Here is a 16,439-nt window from a genome sequence, read left to right as displayed (position 1 = left end):
GCCGGTGGCGTCGGTGGCGTTGTCAGTGGGGCCCTCTACTCTCGGTGACGAGTGCGGAGACCGACTTTCTGGGGGATCTCGTGTCCGGGACGACGACGCAACAGCCCGATCCGGTGATGGCGGAGATCGGCCGTGGCATGGAGCTGGGGCAGCGGGGTGAACGGGACGCCGCCCGGCGGGTGTTCACCGGTGTGTGGGACCGGCTGGGCGCGGACGGCGATCCGTTCCACATATGCGCGCTGGCTCATTCCATGGCCGATGTCCAGGACGATCCGCGGGAGGAACTGGTCTGGGACCTGCGGGCGCTGGAGGCGGCGGATCTGGTCTCGGACGAGCGGGCGCGGCTCGCGGGGGTGGCGAGCCCGGTGGCCGCGTTCTACCCGTCGCTCCATCTCAACCTGGGGGATGTGTACCGGCGGCTGGGCGATCTCGACCGGGCCCGTGATCATCTGGCGCGCGGACGGGAGGCGGTGGGCACGCTCGGTGACGACGGGTACGGGCAGCTGATCAAGGGCGGTCTCGACCGGCTGGCCGAGCGTCTGTCGGCGCCCGGCCCGTCGTCGGCCTGATCCAGTCAGCCGGTCGCTGCCCGATCCCCGTCCGCCCCGGCCCGGTTGCGGGGTTGCCGTCCGTCCGAGGTCCGGTGAGTCGATCCGTCCCTCGTCACCCGTCACTCGCCCCGTCCCTCGTCCGACGGGTCGAGACGTGGCTCCAGGACCACCTTGCCCACCGTGCCGCGCGTCTCGATCGCGCGGTGCGCGCGGGCCGCGTCGGCGAGCGGGAAGCGCATGACGGCGGGACGCAGGCGGCCCGCGGCGGCCTCGGCCAGGGCGCGGTCCTCCAGTACGCGGACGTGGCCGCCCGCCCTCTGGAGCATGACGGGGCCGACGACGACTTCGGAGGTGATGCCGCGCGCCGCCTGCTCCTCCTCGGTGTAGGTGAGCGGTTCGCCGTCGCGGATGCCTTCGCCGGCCCAGCCGAAGACGATGTGCCGCCCGCCCTTGCCGAGGAGGTCGACGGCGGCGCGTCCGGTGTCGCCGCCGACCGGGTCGAAGACGACGGTGGCGGGGCGCCCGCCGAGCCGGGCGCGGACCTCCGCGGGCCAGCCGGGCGCTGTGTAGTCGACGGCGATGTCGGCGCCGTTCCCGGTCACGCGCGCCACTTTGGCGGGGCCGCCGGCGAGGCCGACGACGGTCGCGCCGGCGTTCTTCGCGTACTGGACCAGGAGTGTGCCGATGCCTCCGGCGGCGGCGGGGACGATCGCGACGTCCTCGGGGCCGAGGGTGGTGAACTGGAGGATGCCCATGGTGGTGCGGCCGGTTCCGATCATGGCGACGGCCTCGGCCGCGTCGAGGTTGCCGGGGATCTCGTGGAGCCGGACGGCGTCGGTGACGGCGAGTTCCGCGTACCCGCCGGGGACCATGCCGAGGTGGGCGACGACCCGCTTGCCGAGCCAGCCCGCGTCGGTGCCCTCACCGAGCGCGTCGACCGTGCCCGCCACTTCACGGCCGGGGACGGTGGGCAGTGCGACGGGGTGGGGGACCGGGCCCTGTTCGCCCTCGCGCAGGGCGGTGTCCAGGACATGGACCCCGGCAGCGGCGACGGCGATCCGGACCTGGCCGGGGCCGGGGACGGGGTCGTCGGTCCGTTCGTGGACCAGGTTCTCGGCGGGCCCGAAGGCGTGGAGGCGGACGGCGTGCATGGCTGGCTCCCTCGTTCGGTCCCGGTACGTCGCGTCGCGCGCTCGGGCGCGTCGCTGTTCCGGGGCGTCGTACGGGAGCCAGCCTCCGACCTCAAGCGGACTTGAGGTCAAGCGGACTTGAGGTCGGGCGGGTACGGGGCCGGGTGAGGCCGCGCGGGTCTGGGATCTGGGATCTGGGGTCAGGCGGAGTGGCGGAGCCGTGCGCGGCCGACCCTGAGCAGCGCGAGCGAGGCCGCCTCGATCGCGCTGTTGAACGACACCTCGGAGAGAACACCGGGCGCGGCGACCTGGTCCCCGACGAGATAGACGCCGTCACCCCGGTCGATGTGCGGCCGGTCGCGCCAGGTGGTGCCCGGCAGGTCGACCGCCCCCGTACGGCCGGCGGCGAGCGACTGGCGCCGCCAGACGGCCCGTTCGCGCCAGTCGGGGAAGCCCAGGTCGAGCAGGTTCTCGGCGCGCGCGAGGCCGGTGGCCGCCGGTTCGCCGGGGGCGACCGGGAACTGGCCCTGGAGCAGCTGCTCGCCCGACGGCGCGAGAGAGGGATCGGCGGCGGTGAACCGTTCCAGCCAGCCCGGCGCGTCGAGATCGCAGATGACGAAGGGGTCGCCCCTGCGGGTGGTGAGCCCGAGGTCCAGCAGGGCGGTGCGTCCGCTGTCCCACCGCAGACTGTCGTCGCCGAGCAGCGGCCGGGCCGCGTCGAGCGATGTCGCGACGATCACCGGGCCGTCCTCGGGGAGGGTGTCGACGCGGGAGACGGTCTCGACGCGTACACCCAGGTTCCAGGCCCGCCCGAGCATCCGGTCGATGACCTGGCTCCAGCCGCCGGTCGCGATGTGGGCCTCCGGCGGGACGGTCGCGGCGCGCCGGAGCCGTTCCTGGACGAAGGCGGCGGAGAGGGAGCCGGGATCGTGGTGGAAGAGGACGACGGCGGCGTAACGGGCGGCGGCGACGGCCGCGTCGTGGCCGTGCCGCTCGGCGGCCCAGGTGTGGAAGTCGACGTCCACGGGCGCCAGTTCGGCCCTGCTGCGGCTCGCCCTGAGCAGCCCGAAGGGCGGGGCCTTGCGGAGCGCGCCGTCGCGGTGGAAGCGGAGGCGGGCGGCTTCGAGGGCCGGGACGCGGGCCACGGGGCCGAGGAGACCGCGCTGCCTGAGCCAGGCCCAGTGGGGGCCGCGGTGGTAGAAGACGTGCGGGCCCTCGTTGGCGCGGTAGGGGCCCTCGGTGGTCCGGGCGCGTCCGCCGAAGGTGTGGTGCGCCTCGAAGACGGTCACCCTGGCGCCCGACTCGGCCGCGGAGATGGCCGCGGTGAGTCCGGCGAAGCCGCCGCCGACGACGGTGATGTGATCCATGGCTGTTGCCCCTTCACTCGTTCACTCGTGCCCGGTGTGCCTGCGCGTTGGTCCTCATGGATATGACGGGACGTGGGTGCGGTTTGTGACATTACGAGCCGGGCATTTCGGGCGACTGTCAGTGGTGTGCGTCACGATGGGCCCATGGTTCGGAGAGCGACGACGCGCGGGACGACGGCGGGGAAGACGGGGGAGGGGAAGCCGGGGGCGGCCGGCAGGATCGCGCCGGTGCGGCGGCCGGAGGTCCGGCTGCCGCCGCTGGTGCCGTACGAGGGGGAGTTGGAGCCCGACGGGGATTACGACGGGCAGGAGTTCGGCGGACTGGATCTGGCGGATCAGGAGGGTCCGGGGGCCCGGTTCATGGACTGCGCGCTGCGCGAGTGCGGGCTCGACCGGACGGATCTGGGCCGGGCCCGCTTCATCGACTCTGTTCTTGACGGGATCCGGGGGGTGGGCACGGACCTGGCGGGAGCGTCGCTGCGGGACGTCGAGGTGGTGGACGCGCGGCTGGGCGGGGTGCAGTTGCACGGTGCGGTGTTCGAGCGGGTGCTGATCCGGGGCGGCAAGATCGACTATCTGAATCTGCGGAAGGCGAAGCTGAAGGACGTGGTGTTCGAGGGCTGCGTCCTCGCCGAGCCGGACTTCGGGGGAGCGGAGTTGGAGCGCGTCGAGTTCCGGGACTGTGTCCTGAGGGACGCGGACCTCAGTGGCGTCCGGATGAAGGACGTCGATCTGCGGACCGTCGCGGAGCTGGGCATCGCGCGCGGGGTCGACCGGCTGGCCGGCGCCGTCATCAGTACGGCGCAACTGCTGGATCTGGCACCCGCGTTCGCCGCGCAGATCGGCGTACGCGTGGATGACGGGCCGCGTGGATGACGCGCCGCTTGGATGACGCGCCGCTTGGATGACGCGCCGGGTGGGTGAGACGCCGGGCGGCTGAGCCACTCAAGCGGAGGACCCCGACCGTGGGGGGTGGGTCGGGGTCCTCAATGTGCTCCGGGGGCACGGCCATGTGGGGGGCGAACCCTGGTGTCTGGGTTCCTGGTGGCGTCCCGGCAGAAGTGCGCCTGCCCGCCTTCGGCGGCTGTATTCCTGCCAATCCGAAATCATCCCACAGGGACGTGTGGGCTCACCCATGTCGGCCCATGCCCGCCGGAGTCGGTGCACAAGGGCTGATGTCATGTCACTTCGCGCCGGGACGGACAGCGGGCGGCCGCGCGGGAGGGGCGGAGCGGAGGAAGGGGCGGTCAGACGCGGGGGAAGCGGGTCTGGATGTCCCAGATCACCGGGTTACCCATCAGCCCCTCGTGCATGTCCCCGAGATCGGCCAGCAGGTCGTGCAGGAAGTCGCGCGACTCGCGGCGCAGCAGCCGGTGGCCGAAGGTGAGCGGGGGTTCGTCGGCGGGCATCCAGTCGGCGGTCACGTCGACCCAGCCGAAGCGCCGCTCGAAGAGCACGCGGTCCGTCGACTCGGTGAAGTCCAGCTCGGCGTACTGCCTGTTCGCGGACCGGTTGCCGCGCGGATCACGGTCCAGCTGCTCCACGATGTCGCACAGCGCCCACGCGAAGTCCAGCACCGGCACCCATCCCCAGCCTGTGGACAGCTCGCGGTCGGCCTTGGTGTCGGCCAGGTACACGTCGCCGCAGAACAGATCGTGCCGCAGGGTCCGGACGTCGGCGAGACGGTAGTCGGTCTGCGGGGGATCGGGAAAGCGGCGGGAGAGGGAGTAGCCGATGTCGAGCACGCGTCCGATGGTGTCACGACGCCGCGCGGACGATTTCGCGCCCGCCGCGATCCGTGCGTGCGCGGTTATCCGAGTGCGGGGCTCGGCGCGTGCACCGCTCCGTGGGCGCACCGCTTCCGCGTGTGTACGGTTCGGCGCTCGTACGGCTCCGCGCGTGCACCGCTCCGTGGGTTCGGGGGCTCGCACGCCAAAGGCCCCCAGCCGCGAAGCCGGAGGCCTCTTCGCGCCCTTCCCCCGGTCACTCAGCGAGCGACTCGGCGGATCGGCGGTTCAGCGTTCAGCGGTTCGGCGGGTCAGAGGTTGACGCCGAAGTCCGTGGCGATGCCCGCGAGGCCCGACGCGTAACCCTGGCCCACCGCGCGGAACTTCCACTCCGCGCCGTTGCGGTACAGCTCGCCGAAGACCATCGCGGTCTCGGTGGCGGCGTCCTCGCTCAGGTCGTAGCGGGCGATCTCGCCGCCGCCGGCCTGGTTCACGATGCGGATGTACGCGTTGCGGACCTGGCCGAAGTTCTGGCTGCGGGTCTCGGCGTCGTAGATGGAGACCGGGAAGACGATCTTGTCGACGTCGGCCGGCAGACCCGCCAGGTTGACGTTGATCGCCTCGTCGTCGCCCGCGCCCTCACCGGTGCGGTTGTCGCCGGTGTGGACGATGGTCTGGTCCGGCGTGGACTTGTTGTTGAAGAAGATGAAGTGGCTGTCGGAGACAACCTTTCCGCCCGCGTTGACCGCGATCGCCGAGGCGTCGAGGTCGAAGTCCGTGCCGGTGGTGGAGCGGACGTCCCAGCCGAGGCCGACCGTGACGGCTGTCAGGCCCGGTGCCTCCTTGGTCAGCGAGACGTTGCCGCCCTTGGACAGGCTTACAGCCATGGGGTGGTCCCTTTCGTTGTGTACGTGCTCGTGCGGACTTCGATCGGCTTCCGAAGTTACCGTCACCCGCCATAACGCGGAGAGAGGACTCAGAGGTTCCTTAACGCCTTTGATTTGTCTGTGCGGACACGGGACGATGGACACATGTCCGGGTCCCCGCACGTCATTCGCGGCTCCGTCTCCCTTCCGGAGGCCGAGCTCATGTGGCGTTTCTCGCGCTCGTCGGGACCCGGCGGGCAGCATGTGAACACCAGCGACTCGCAGGTGGAGCTGCGCTTCGACCTCGCGAAGACGGAGTCGCTGCCCGAGGTGTGGAAGGAGCGCGCGCTGGAGCGGCTCGCGAGCCGGCTGGTGGGCGGTGTCGTGACCGTACGGTCGTCGGAGCACCGGTCCCAGTGGCGCAACCGCGAGACGGCCCTGGTGCGCATGGCCTCGCTCCTCGCCGAGGCGACGGCCCCACCGCCGCGTCCGCGCCGCGCCACGAAGATCCCGCGCGGTATCAACGAGCGCAGGCTGCGCCAGAAGAAGCAGCGCGCGGAGACCAAGCGCGGGCGCACCGGCCGGGATTGGTCGTAGCGGGGCGGGCACGCGGCCGGGGTGCGGCGCCGCTCCGCCTCCTCAGCCCTGCCCCTGTCCCTGCCCCAACTGCCGGTATTTCCCGCGGAAGTACGTCAGCGGGCCCCCGTCGCCCGATCCGCCCGGCACGGTGGCCGTCAGGACGCGGCCCACGACCAGCGTGTGGTCGCCGGTCACGATCCGCTGTTCCGTACGGCACTCCAGGGCCGTCAGTGTGCCGTCGATCAGCGGGGCGCCGCTCACCTCGCCGCGCCGGTAGGACATGTCCTCGAAGAGCAGCCGGTCGCTGATCCGGCCCTTCATCGCGAAGCGGCCGGCGATCCGCACCTGGCTCTCGGAGAGCATCGACGCCGCCCACATCGGCTGTTCGTCCAGCAGGTCGTCCATCCGGGAGCCGTTGCGCAGGCTCACCACCACCAGGGGAGGGTCGAGCGAGACGGACATGAAGGACGTGGCCGTCATTCCGGCGTCCGCGCCGTTCGGACCGTCGTCCGGGTCGTGCGCGGTGACCAGCACCACCCCGGCGGCCAGCCGGGAGAGCGCGGCGCGGAACTCGTCGTTGCTCACACCCTCAGGATGGACGACGGCTTCGGGAGACGCGGCGTCGGGAGGCTGGGCCTCGGTACGCCGGGCGGTTGTCTTCTGCAGCACGTCGTCCACGCTAGCCCCGGCGGTGAAGTGCCCGCATCGGACCACAGAACCAGCCAGGACCTAGGTCCAGCCCTCCGTGCGAGTGAGTCGCGACACTTCGCGCGCCCCGGGAGCAAGGTCACCGCACGGCCCTCAGCGCCTCCGCACGCCGGAGCGTGCGCCCATAGTGCGCCCCTCCGCGCGCCCCCTGCCGCACCGCTTCCCACCTCGATATTTGCGTTCATGAAGCCCTGGAGCGCTCCCACGCCCCTGCTCAACACTTCTTCCTCATATGTGACTTGGCTCACAGGGCTCAGGAATTGTTGACCCTGTGTACCGACGGCACAGCTCGCTGTGATTCAGTGGCCGGGATACGCATCAAGCGAGCCGATGAGAATTCTGGAGTTGCTGTCGAGGTCTCGGGGAGAGCGAACGATGGAGACCGAGTCGGAGCCGTACGTCCGCCTTGCGACCCTGCGGCAGCTGCACGACGTGGTCGGCGAGCTCAACACCGCCCGCAGCCTGGCCGACACCCTTCAGACAGTTGCCGACGGCATAGTCAAGGGCCTCGGCTACGAGCTGGCCTGCGTCAACCTCGTACAGCCCGACGGTGACCTGGTCGTCGCCGCCTTCGCCGGCAACGACGCGGCCGAGGCGCTGATCACCGGCCGCGTCGGCGCGCGCGCCTCCTGGGAACGCCGGCTCAGCATGGGCGAGAGCTGGGGCGAGCTGCGGTACATACCCCACACCGAGGGCTGGATCCTGCTGGATGACGATGTCCCGCAGTGGTACACCGAGGGGCCCGATCCGCGCTTCGAGGACGAGTGGCACCCGCAGGACCGCCTCTACGCCCCCATGTACGCCTCTGGAGGCGGGCGCGAGCTCCTCGGGGTCATATCCGTCGACCGGCCGCGCGGCGGGCGCCGTCCGGGCCCCTGGGGGCGCGAAGCGCTCCAGATGTACGCCTCCCAGGCCGCCATTGCGATAAGCAACGCCCGCCTCAGAGCAAACATGCAGCGCGCGCTGGTGCGGCTGGAGCGGGAGCAGCAGGCGCTGCGCGCCAGCGAGGAGTCGTTCCGGCAGGCGTTCGAGTACGCGCCCAGCGGTATGGCCATCGCCGAGATGGGCGGGGACCAGCACGGCAGGCTGCTGCGGACGAACGACGCGCTGTGCCGGCTGCTCGGCCGGTCCGCATCCGCCATCCGCCGCTACGCCTTCTCCGACCTCGTCCACCCCGAGGACATCGGCACCCTGCTGCGCACCTCGGCGGAGGGCGGTCGCGCCGAGCTGCGGCTGGCGCGCCGTGACAACACCTACGTCTGGGTGTCGCTGCGCAACTCCGTCGTCGCCGACACCACCGACGGCCCCCGTTTCCTCCTCACCCATGTCGAGGACATAGAGGAGCGCAAGCGCAACGAGCTCCAGCTCGCCCACCGCGCCTCGCACGACTCCCTGACCGGCCTGCCCAACAGCGCCGAACTGCGCGCCCGGCTCAGTGCCCGCCTCTGCGAGCGTCCGGGCGCCGTATCGGTGCGGGAGACGGACGTGCAGACCGTGGACAAGGCGTACGGCGTGTACGAGGGCGGCACCGCGGCGCTCCCCGGCGGCGGTGGATACGACGAGGGCGGTTACGGCACCGGAGTGGTCCCGTACGGCCAGGGGTCCGGCTACGGCGGCTACAACGGGACCAGCGGCGCCGGTTACGCGCCCGTGCCCGCGCCCGGTTTCGGCGGGGGCCACGGCGGTGCGGCCGAGGGCTACGACCCCGGCCACGGGCCGTACGGGCCCTATGAGCCGTACGGGCTGCCGTACGACCCCTACCGGGACCCCGACGAGCGCGCCTTCCAGGGAGACGGTTTCGACCAGTCCGCCGCCCCCGTGCCCCTGGACCACCACGTGCACACCGTCGCGCCGGGCGACGACCCCGACGACGGGAGCAAGGGCCTCGCCGTCCTCTTCTGCGACCTCGACGGTTTCAAGTCGATCAATGACCGTTTCGGCCACAACACCGGCGACGCCGTCCTCATCGAGGTCGCCCGCAGGCTGAACACCGGCGTGCGGGACGGCGACACCGTCGCACGCCTGGGCGGCGACGAGTTCGTGGTCCTCGCCGACGGCCTCGGCGCCACGGACGCCGCCGACCTGGCGGTCCGGCTGCGGAACGCGATCATCCCGCCCATCAGGGTGGACGGCAGGGCGGTCCGGGTGGGGGCCAGCTTCGGTATCGGCTGGGCGAGCTGCGGGATGACGGTCGAGGAAGTGCTGAAATCCGCGGACCAGCGGATGTACATCGAGAAGCGCTCGCGCAGCAAGGTCCAGCGCAGGGCGGGGTGACATCGGCGGTGCGCGGGGGCCGCCGTGTCCCATATCTCTGTACGGCTGTTGACCGATGTCCACCGACGTCCCCCGATGTTCACCGGGGGATGGCGCAACCGCCCACTCCGATCAAGGCCCGTCCGTATGCTTGCCCAATCGAAGGTAGGCTCGGCCGGTCGGCGACGCTGGCGAGATGGTGAGGAGTGACCCAGGGATGACGGCCGGGAACAACGGCACGGGTAAGCCCGAGGACGACGATCCGTTCGGTTATCTGTACGAGGACGGACAGACGGCCGCGAACGGTGCGCAGGCCCGGCGCGGCGGTTACGGCTACCCAGGTCCCGCCTCTCAGCCCGGTGTGCCGAGAACGTCGTACAACCAGGTCAGGACCGTCGGCGAGCGCCAGTACGGTCAGGTCCCGCAGCAACAGCAGCCCTACGGGCAGCAGCCTCAGTACGGAGGCCAGCAGCAGTACGGCCAGCAGGCGCCGCACGGCCAGGCTCCCTACGGACACGCCCCCGACGCGCACTACGCGGCCCCCGAGACCGGCGGCGCCACCACCCGTACGGTTCCCGCCCAGCGCAACGGCGGCGGCGGTCGCGGCAACGGCGGCGGACCCAACACCAGGGGCCTGCTCATCGGCGCCGTCGCGATCGTGGCGGTCGTCGTGATCGGAATCACGGCCGCGCTGCTCTCCAACGGGGACGACAGCAAGAAGGCCGACGGCGGCCCGACGGACGGCCCGACCACGGGCGAGTCGGCGGCGCCGAGCGAGGACACCGGCCAGCAGGACCCGGAGCCCGAGAAGCCGATCGAACTCCCGAAGCAGGACGCGGCGACGCTGAAGCTCGGCTCACCGGCGGTGCTGGCGAAGGACATCAAGGGCGCGAAGGGTGCGGACGGCGCGTATGTGACCGGCTTCAACACCGTCGGCGCCTCGGTGACCTGGACCGCCGACATCGCGGAGGCGGGGGAGTACGCGCTCAACGTGCGCTACGCCATCCCCGCCAAGGACGCCAACGCGACGCTGACGGTGAACGGCAAGGCCAACACCTCGCCGCTGGGCCTCAAGAACTTCATCAAGTCCGACGACCCCGACTGGGAGAAGAACTGGCAGACCACCTGGGCGCCGGTCCAGCTCCAGAAGGGGAACAACGAGATCAAGATCTCCTGTGAGCAGGGCAACCAGTGCGATGCCATCCTCGACTGGCTCGAGGTCTCGCCGCCCAGGTAGCAGGTGCGCGGGGAATCGCCCTGCGCGCCCTCCCCGGCCGGCTCCTCAGCCGCCGATCACTCTCAGGAACGCCTCCACCGTCCCGGTCATCGCCTCGCGAGCCGGGGCGAGGTATTTCCGGGGGTCGACCGTCTCCGTGTCGCTCTCCAGACGGGCGCGGACCGCGGCGGTGAAGGCCGTGTTCAGGGCCGTACCGACATTGATCTTGACCATGCCCGCCGCGACCGCCCGCCGGATCTCCTCGTCGGGGACCCCCGACGAGCCGTGCAGCACCAGCGGTACGGCGACGGCCCGGCGCAGCGCGCCGATCAGCTCGTGGTCCAGGGCCGCCGTGCGGTCCGTCATCGCGTGCGAGGAGCCGACCGCGACGGCCAGCGCGTCGACGCCGGTGGCGTCCACGTACGCGACCGCCTCGGCGGGGTCCGTACGGACCCCGGGGGCGTGGGCGCCCAGCGGTGGTTCGCCGTCCTTGCCGCCGACCTTGCCCAGCTCGGCCTCGACCCAGATGCCGCGCGCGTGGCCCCAGGCGACCGCCTCCGCGGTGGCCTCGACGTTCGCCCCGTAGGTCAGCTTCGACGCGTCGAACATCACGGAGCTGAAGCCCTCCGAGTCGGCCGCGCGCAGCAGTCCGGCCGATTCGACGTGGTCGAGATGGAGCGAGAGCGGGGCGTCCGAGGCGCGTGCCACGGCGGCGGTGGCCGCGGCGACGGCCGTCAGCCGGCCGCCGTGGAACTTCACCGCGTTCTCGGAGATCTGGAGGATCGCGGGCCGGCCCGCCCGTTCGGCGCCGGCGGCGATCGCCTCGGCGTGCTCCAGCGTGATGACGTTGAACGCGGCGACGCCGCGCCGCCCGTCCCGCTGTCCGGCCGCCGCCGAGACGAGTTCACCGGTACTGACGAGTGGCATGTGGCCCCCTGTTCGGAGTGTTCCGTTCCGTCACCGAGCCCGCTCGGTCACGGTGTCTGTTCCGTCACGGCGATCCGTGGCAGCAGCTCCGCGTACGCCTCCCGGTCGTACTCGCCCGCCGCAGGCGCCAGGACCGTCGCCGTGGAGAGCGCGACCGCCCTCGCGAGCCTGTCGGGCCACGGCAGCCGCTCCACGAGCCCCGACAGCAGCCCGGCCACCGCCGAGTCCCCGGCGCCCGTCGGATTGCCCCGCACGGTCTTGGGCGGCGCCGCCCGCCACGAGCCGTCCGGGGTCGCGGCGAGCAGACCGGTGGCGCCGAGCGAGGCGACCACGGCCCGGCCGCCGCGCCTGCGCGCGTCACGGGTCGCGCGCACCGGCTCGCGCGAGCCGGTGAGCCCGGCCAGTTCGTCGGCGTTGGGCTTCACGAGGTCGGGGCGGGCGGCGATGCCCCGGCGCAGGGGTTCGCCGCTGGTGTCGAGGAGGACGGGCAGGTTCGCGGCCCGCGCGAGGCGTACCAGCTCCGCGTACGCGCCGACGTGGACGCCGGGCGGCAGGCTGCCGCAGAGCGCGACGGCGTCCGCGCGGGCGGCGAGCCCTTCGTAGGAGGTGAGGAAGGAGGCCCACTCGGCGGGTGTGACGGTCGGTCCCGGTTCGTTCAGCTGGGTCGTGTCACCGGTCGTCTCGTCGACGACGGCGACGGTGCGGCGCGTGGTGCCCGCGATGCGCACGAGCGCGTCGGACGGGCCCTCGGCGGCGAGCAGTTCGCGCAGCGCGTCGCCGGTCCGGCCGCCGGCGAACCCGGTCACGGTGGTCTCGTGGCCGAGCGCCGACAGCACTCGGGCGACGTTGAGGCCCTTGCCGCCGGGCCGCTCGGAGACCTCGGCGACGCGGTTGGTGGTGTGCGGGGTGAGGGCGGGGGTGCGGTAGGTGATGTCGAGGGCGGTGTTGAGCGTGACCGTGAGGATCATGCGCGGTGCCCTCCCTCGGGGTGCGACGGGGGAGGGGCCGCCCGCCCGCTCCGTACAGGTCCTGATCATGCCAAAGCCGGGGCGGGCGTCCCAGCGGGGGGAGCGGAACGGATGACCTCCGGCCGCCCGGCACGGCACCCGCCGGAGCTACCGCCCCGGTCCGGGCTTGACCACCCACTCGCCCTTGCGCAGCACACCCGCGATCGCGAAGTCCGCGTCGAGGATCACCAGGTCGGCGTCCTTGCCCGCCTCCAGCGAGCCCACCCGGTCGTCCACGCCCAGCAGCTTCGCCGGGTTGGCGGAGATCGCCCGCACGATGTCGGTGACCGGCAGCCGGTCGATCGTCGCCGCGCGCCTGAACGCCGTGTCCAGGGTCAGGGTCGAGCCGGCGATCGAACCGCCCACGGCGAGCCGTGCGACACCGTCCCTGACCTCCACCTCCAGCGGCCCGAGCTGGTAGACGCCGTCACCGAAACCGGCCGCGTCCATCGCGTCCGTGATGAACGCGACCCGGCCCGCGCCCGCCCGGTGGAACGCCAGCTCCAGCGCCGCCGGATGCAGATGCGTGCCGTCGTTGATCAGCTCAACGGTGATCCGCTCGTCCTCGAGCAGCGCGGCGATCGGCCCCGGCGCCCGGTGGCCGAGCGGCGGCATCGCGTTGAACAGGTGCGTGGCGACCGTCGCGCCCGCGTCGACGGCCTCGACGGTCTGCTCGTAACTCGCGTCCGTGTGCCCGATCGCCGCGATCACGCCGTGCTCGACCAGCAGCCGTACGGAGTCGATGCCGCCCGGCAGTTCGGTCGCCAGGGTCACCATCCTGGCCGTGCCGCGGGCGGCGTCGAGGAGCTTGCGCACCTCGGCCGGGTCCGGGTCGCGCAGCAGCCCCTCGCTGTGCGCGCCCTTGCGGCAGGGCGAGATGAACGGGCCCTCGAAGTGGATGCCGGCGAGGTCGCCCTGCTCGACGAGTTCGGAGAGGAACCCGGCGCGCTGTGCGAGGAAGTCCATCTCGCCGGTGACGGTGGAGGCGACGAGTGTGGTGGTGCCGTGCTCCTGGTGCGTACGGACGCCCTTGAGGACATCGTCCGCACAGCCCGACATGAAGGACGCGCCGCCGCCGCCGTGGTTGTGCATGTCCACGAAGCCGGGCACCACCCAGTGGCCGGTCAGGTCGAGCGCCCCGGGGGCGACGGCACCGGGGGATCCGGCGGGGTCCCCCGCGGCGGCGGCCGGCCCGGCCCCGGTGATACGTCCGCCCTCGACGCTCACCCGTCCGTTCTCCACGATCCCGGTCGGCAGCACCACCCGGGCCCCGGCGAGAACAGTGCTTTCGGCGCGTGCGGCCATCAGGCGGATACCTCCGTCGAGAGAAGATCCCAGGCGAGCAGCCCCGCGCCCAGGCAACCGGCGGTGTCCCCGAGGGCCGCCGGGACGATCTCGGGCAGCTTCTGGAACGTGACCCGCTCCTCGACCGCGGCCCGCAGGGGTGTGAACAACGTTTCCCCGGCCTCGGCGAGACCGCCACCGATGATCAGCCGCCGGGGGTCGAGCAGGGTGAGCGCGGTGACCAGCCCCGCCGCGAGCGCGTCGACGGCGTCCGCCCAGACCGCCACGGCCCTCGGATCGCCGGACGCCACGGCCTTCGCGCAGTCGGCGGCGTCGGCCTCCGGATCGCCGCCGGCCGCCGCCCACGCCCGGGTCACGGCCGCGGCCGACGCGAGCGTCTCCATGCAGCCGGTCTGCCCGCAGCCGCACACGGGCCCGTCGGGCCGGACCACCACGTGCCCGATCTCGCCCGCGTAGCCGTGCGCGCCCGCCTCTATGGCCCCTTCGATGCCGATGGCGCCGGCGATGCCGGTGCCGAGGGGGACGAAGAAGAACCGGTCCGAGCCCCGGCCCGCGCCGATCCGCCCCTCGGCGAGCCCGCCGGTGCGTACGTCGTGCCCGAGCGCGACGGGTACGCCGCCCAGCCGGGCCGCCAGCAGGTCGCGCAGCGGCAGATCGCGCCAGCCGAGGTTCGCCGCGTACAGCGCGATCCCGCGCTCGGCGTCGACTATGCCCGGTACCGCCACTCCGGCGGCGACGGCGCTCTCGCCCAAGTGCTCGACCCCGTACGCGCGCAGATCCGCCGCGAAGCCGAGGATCGTCTCGACGATGGCGTCGGGGCCACGCTCCCTGTCGGTCGCGCGGCGTGCTTCGTACAGCAGCGCGCCGTCCGTCCCGACCAGGGCGGCCTTCATACCGGTGCCGCCCACATCCAGGGCGATGACGTGTCTCACAGACGCATTCTCGCGCGAAAACCCAAGACAGGTCTAGTCCACTGTGCGGGATTGTTGCCAGTGCATACAAAGCCTTCGCCAAACCTGACGGGCCAGGGAAGTTGCCGAAGCGATACGGGGCTGGTGTAGACCTCCGGCGGTGCATGGGGAAAAATCGCCCATCGTCAACGCAGGACGTCGCGGGGGACCGACTGGGACAACGAACGCCGTAAAGACGGCCGAGTGAATACAAGGGTGGGAAAAGAGCTGTGCAGCAGCGCTTCCTTAGGGCTTCCGCGGCGATGGCCGCACTGGGCATGACGATGGCGCTGAGCGGCTGCGGCAGCTCCGGCGGTTCCGGTGACGTCACCCTGAGAGTGGTGGCGGCGGACTACGGCAACAGCGCCGCCAACAGCTCGGAGAAGTACTGGAACAGCCTGGCCGACGAGTTCGAGTCCAAGAACCCGGGTATCAAGGTCGACGTCGACATACGTTCCTGGAAGACCGTGGACGCCGACGTGGCGAAGATGGTCAGGGACGGCGAGGCGCCCGACATCGCGCAGATCGGCGCGTACGCCGACTACGTGAAGAAGGAAGAGCTGTACAGCGCGGACGAGTTGCTCTCCATTCCCACCCAGGCGAACTTCCTCTCCCGCTTCGCCGACGCCGGAAAGGTCGACCAGACCCAGTACGGAATGCCGTTCGTCGCCAGCACCCGGCTCCTCTTCTACAACAAGGGCCTCTTCGCGGCGGCCGGTCTCTCCGCGCCGCGGAACTGGGACGACATCAGGGCGGACGCAGAGGCGCTCAAGGCGCAGGACGTACCGACCCCGTTCGCCCTGCCGCTCGGGCCCGAGGAGGCGCAGGCGGAGACCATGATGTGGATGCTCAGCGGGGGCGGCGGCTACACGGACGCGACCGACGGCTCGTACGCCGTCGACTCCGAGACGAACGTCAGGACCTTCGAATGGCTTCAGAAGGAGCTGGTCGGCGAGGGCCTCACCGGCTCCGTACCGCCCGGTGAACTGGACCGCGCCGACGCCTTCAAGGCGTTCGCCGACGGCGAGGTCGGCATGCTCAACGGGCACCCGACGATGATGCAGGAGGCCGAGAAGGCCGGTGTCGACGTGGGGATGGTGCCGCTGCCCGGCATCGACGGCAAGTCCGAGGCCACGATGGGTGTGGCCGACTGGATCATGGCGTTCAAGCAGGCCGGCCACCGTGAACAGGCGGGAAGGTTCCTCGACTTCGCCTTCGAGGACGAGAACGTCATGGACTTCGTCGGACAGTACGACCTCCTGCCCGTCACCTACAGCGCCTCCGAGACGATGGTGGCGGACGACGAGCACAAGGACCTGCGGAAGTTCCTGGAGGCGCTGCCCACCGCCGAGCTGTACCCGTTCGGCAAGACGTCGTGGGCGGGTGTCAGCGACGACATCAAGAAGAACATCGGCAAGACGGTGCAGCCCGGCGCGGTGCCCTCGGAGATCCTGGCGAGGATCGGCCGCGACGCGACGACGGCGGAGAACGCCGAGTAGCGTGGCAGCCCTATGACCGCCACCGCCGCACCGATACCCGAGCCCGAGACCGGGCAGGCGCCGCACCAGGACCGCGACCACGCGGGCCCCGGTCGCGCCGGCCGGTCGGAGCTGACCGAGCGGGACCGCGCCGTCCTCGCCGTGGAGAAGCGCTCCTGGCCGGGCCCCGGCGCGAAGGAACGCGTCATCAGGGAGCGGCTCGGCATCTCGCCCACCCGCTACTACCAGCTGCTGGGCGTGCTCATCGACGACCCGCTGGCCCTGGTCCACGACCCGGTGACGGTCAACCGCCTGCGCCGCGTCAGGGACGCCCGCCGCGCGAGCCGCTGAACACGGGAACGGCCGGCGGGGGCG

General features: G+C 71.9%; 16 protein-coding genes. 7 read left to right on the top strand and 9 right to left on the bottom strand.

All coding sequences use genetic code 11. The features are described 5' to 3' along the window. The first annotated feature begins 44 nt into the window (after positions 1 to 44). Positions 45 to 569, top strand: coding sequence for a hypothetical protein (locus ACZ61E_RS18815; RefSeq protein ID WP_469700756.1), 525 nt, complete (start codon positions 45 to 47; stop codon positions 567 to 569). A gap of 101 nt (positions 570 to 670) precedes the next feature. On the opposite strand, the gene ACZ61E_RS18810 is transcribed toward ACZ61E_RS18815, so the two are convergent. Both ACZ61E_RS18810 and ACZ61E_RS18805 read right to left on the bottom strand, forming a co-directional pair. Then, positions 671 to 1,702: a zinc-binding dehydrogenase gene (locus ACZ61E_RS18810; RefSeq protein WP_469700754.1), complete on the bottom strand. Its 1,032-nt coding sequence runs from the start codon at positions 1,700 to 1,702 to the stop codon at positions 671 to 673. Between the two features lie 179 nt (positions 1,703 to 1,881). Then, positions 1,882 to 3,048 (bottom strand): NAD(P)-binding protein, encoded by a 1,167-nt coding sequence (locus ACZ61E_RS18805; RefSeq protein WP_469700753.1) that lies wholly within the window; start codon positions 3,046 to 3,048, stop codon positions 1,882 to 1,884. A 144-nt stretch (positions 3,049 to 3,192) separates the two neighbouring features. Between ACZ61E_RS18805 and ACZ61E_RS18800 the strand changes: the two genes are divergently transcribed. After that, the gene (locus ACZ61E_RS18800; protein ID WP_469700752.1) at positions 3,193 to 3,924 is read left to right on the top strand and encodes a pentapeptide repeat-containing protein; all 732 of its coding nucleotides are present in this window, start codon (positions 3,193 to 3,195) and stop codon (positions 3,922 to 3,924) included. Between the two features lie 371 nt (positions 3,925 to 4,295). Here the strand turns inward: ACZ61E_RS18800 and ACZ61E_RS18795 are convergent, their stop codons facing one another. Together ACZ61E_RS18795 and ACZ61E_RS18790 are read right to left on the bottom strand one after the other, a co-directional pair. After that, positions 4,296 to 4,793, bottom strand: a complete 498-nt coding sequence (locus ACZ61E_RS18795; protein ID WP_469700750.1) for a hypothetical protein — start codon at positions 4,791 to 4,793, stop codon at positions 4,296 to 4,298. 293 nt (positions 4,794 to 5,086) lie between these two features. Continuing rightward, positions 5,087 to 5,662, bottom strand: coding sequence for a TerD family protein (locus tag ACZ61E_RS18790; protein ID WP_469700749.1), 576 nt, complete (start codon positions 5,660 to 5,662; stop codon positions 5,087 to 5,089). Between the two features lie 144 nt (positions 5,663 to 5,806). Between ACZ61E_RS18790 and arfB the strand changes: the two genes are divergently transcribed. Continuing rightward, positions 5,807 to 6,238 carry an alternative ribosome rescue aminoacyl-tRNA hydrolase ArfB gene (arfB, locus tag ACZ61E_RS18785; RefSeq protein ID WP_469700748.1) on the top strand — a complete coding sequence of 144 codons (432 nt, stop codon included), beginning with the start codon at positions 5,807 to 5,809 and terminating at the stop codon, positions 6,236 to 6,238. 42 nt (positions 6,239 to 6,280) lie between these two features. Here the strand turns inward: arfB and ACZ61E_RS18780 are convergent, their stop codons facing one another. Continuing rightward, entirely contained in the window at positions 6,281 to 6,805 is a 525-nt protein-coding gene (locus ACZ61E_RS18780) for a flavin reductase family protein (RefSeq protein ID WP_469700882.1), read from the bottom strand. Between the two features lie 498 nt (positions 6,806 to 7,303). Here ACZ61E_RS18780 and ACZ61E_RS18775 point away from each other — a divergent pair, with 498 nt between their 5' ends. Together ACZ61E_RS18775 and ACZ61E_RS18770 are read left to right on the top strand one after the other, a co-directional pair. After that, the gene (locus ACZ61E_RS18775; RefSeq protein WP_469700747.1) at positions 7,304 to 9,202 is read left to right on the top strand and encodes a GGDEF domain-containing protein; all 1,899 of its coding nucleotides are present in this window, start codon (positions 7,304 to 7,306) and stop codon (positions 9,200 to 9,202) included. Positions 9,203 to 9,398: 196 nt separating this feature from the next. Next, positions 9,399 to 10,418, top strand: a complete 1,020-nt coding sequence (locus ACZ61E_RS18770; RefSeq protein ID WP_469700745.1) for a CBM35 domain-containing protein — start codon at positions 9,399 to 9,401, stop codon at positions 10,416 to 10,418. 45 nt (positions 10,419 to 10,463) lie between these two features. On the opposite strand, the gene ACZ61E_RS18765 is transcribed toward ACZ61E_RS18770, so the two are convergent. The 4 genes from ACZ61E_RS18765 to ACZ61E_RS18750 form a co-directional block, all read right to left on the bottom strand. Beyond that, a complete protein-coding gene (locus tag ACZ61E_RS18765; protein WP_469700744.1) occupies positions 10,464 to 11,324 on the bottom strand; it encodes a class II fructose-bisphosphate aldolase in 861 nt (286 codons plus the stop codon). Positions 11,325 to 11,371: 47 nt separating this feature from the next. Beyond that, the gene (locus ACZ61E_RS18760) at positions 11,372 to 12,292 is read right to left on the bottom strand and encodes a 1-phosphofructokinase family hexose kinase (RefSeq protein WP_469700743.1); all 921 of its coding nucleotides are present in this window, start codon (positions 12,290 to 12,292) and stop codon (positions 11,372 to 11,374) included. Positions 12,293 to 12,439: 147 nt separating this feature from the next. Beyond that, complete coding sequence (gene nagA, locus ACZ61E_RS18755; protein ID WP_469700742.1) at positions 12,440 to 13,636, bottom strand: N-acetylglucosamine-6-phosphate deacetylase; 1,197 nt, start codon at positions 13,634 to 13,636, stop codon at positions 12,440 to 12,442. Continuing rightward, on the bottom strand, positions 13,636 to 14,568 hold the full coding sequence (locus tag ACZ61E_RS18750) for an ROK family protein (RefSeq protein WP_469700741.1): 933 nt from the start codon (positions 14,566 to 14,568) through the stop codon (positions 13,636 to 13,638). Before ACZ61E_RS18750 ends, nagA begins: the two co-directional genes overlap by 1 nt. Positions 14,569 to 14,849: 281 nt before the next feature. Between ACZ61E_RS18750 and ACZ61E_RS18745 the strand changes: the two genes are divergently transcribed. Then, positions 14,850 to 16,085: an ABC transporter substrate-binding protein gene (locus tag ACZ61E_RS18745; RefSeq protein WP_469700740.1), complete on the top strand. Its 1,236-nt coding sequence runs from the start codon at positions 14,850 to 14,852 to the stop codon at positions 16,083 to 16,085. Positions 16,086 to 16,097: 12 nt separating this feature from the next. Then, entirely contained in the window at positions 16,098 to 16,415 is a 318-nt protein-coding gene (locus tag ACZ61E_RS18740) for a DUF3263 domain-containing protein (RefSeq protein WP_469700739.1), read from the top strand. The last annotated feature ends 24 nt before the right edge of the window (positions 16,416 to 16,439 follow it).

The organism is Streptomyces sp. NPDC104581, assembly GCF_055583685.1.
The sequence above is the reverse complement of the archived record's forward strand: the minus strand, read 5'-3'. Positions and strand labels throughout refer to the sequence as shown.

What these genes read in the sequence shown, in the direction of transcription:
- ACZ61E_RS18810 (WP_469700754.1), bottom strand. Translation starts at nt 1,702, where the DNA reads ATGCACGCCGTCCGCCTCCACGCCTTCGGGCCCGCCGAGAACCTGGTC.
- ACZ61E_RS18805 (WP_469700753.1), bottom strand. Translation starts at nt 3,048, where the DNA reads ATGGATCACATCACCGTCGTCGGCGGCGGCTTCGCCGGACTCACCGCG.
- ACZ61E_RS18800 (WP_469700752.1), top strand. Translation starts at nt 3,193, where the DNA reads ATGGTTCGGAGAGCGACGACGCGCGGGACGACGGCGGGGAAGACGGGG.
- ACZ61E_RS18790 (WP_469700749.1), bottom strand. Translation starts at nt 5,662, where the DNA reads ATGGCTGTAAGCCTGTCCAAGGGCGGCAACGTCTCGCTGACCAAGGAG.
- arfB (WP_469700748.1), top strand. Translation starts at nt 5,807, where the DNA reads ATGTCCGGGTCCCCGCACGTCATTCGCGGCTCCGTCTCCCTTCCGGAG.
- ACZ61E_RS18775 (WP_469700747.1), top strand. Translation starts at nt 7,304, where the DNA reads ATGGAGACCGAGTCGGAGCCGTACGTCCGCCTTGCGACCCTGCGGCAG.
- ACZ61E_RS18770 (WP_469700745.1), top strand. Translation starts at nt 9,399, where the DNA reads ATGACGGCCGGGAACAACGGCACGGGTAAGCCCGAGGACGACGATCCG.
- ACZ61E_RS18765 (WP_469700744.1), bottom strand. Translation starts at nt 11,324, where the DNA reads ATGCCACTCGTCAGTACCGGTGAACTCGTCTCGGCGGCGGCCGGACAG.
- ACZ61E_RS18760 (WP_469700743.1), bottom strand. Translation starts at nt 12,292, where the DNA reads ATGATCCTCACGGTCACGCTCAACACCGCCCTCGACATCACCTACCGC.
- nagA (WP_469700742.1), bottom strand. Translation starts at nt 13,636, where the DNA reads ATGGCCGCACGCGCCGAAAGCACTGTTCTCGCCGGGGCCCGGGTGGTG.
- ACZ61E_RS18745 (WP_469700740.1), top strand. Translation starts at nt 14,850, where the DNA reads ATGGCCGCACTGGGCATGACGATGGCGCTGAGCGGCTGCGGCAGCTCC.
- ACZ61E_RS18740 (WP_469700739.1), top strand. Translation starts at nt 16,098, where the DNA reads ATGACCGCCACCGCCGCACCGATACCCGAGCCCGAGACCGGGCAGGCG.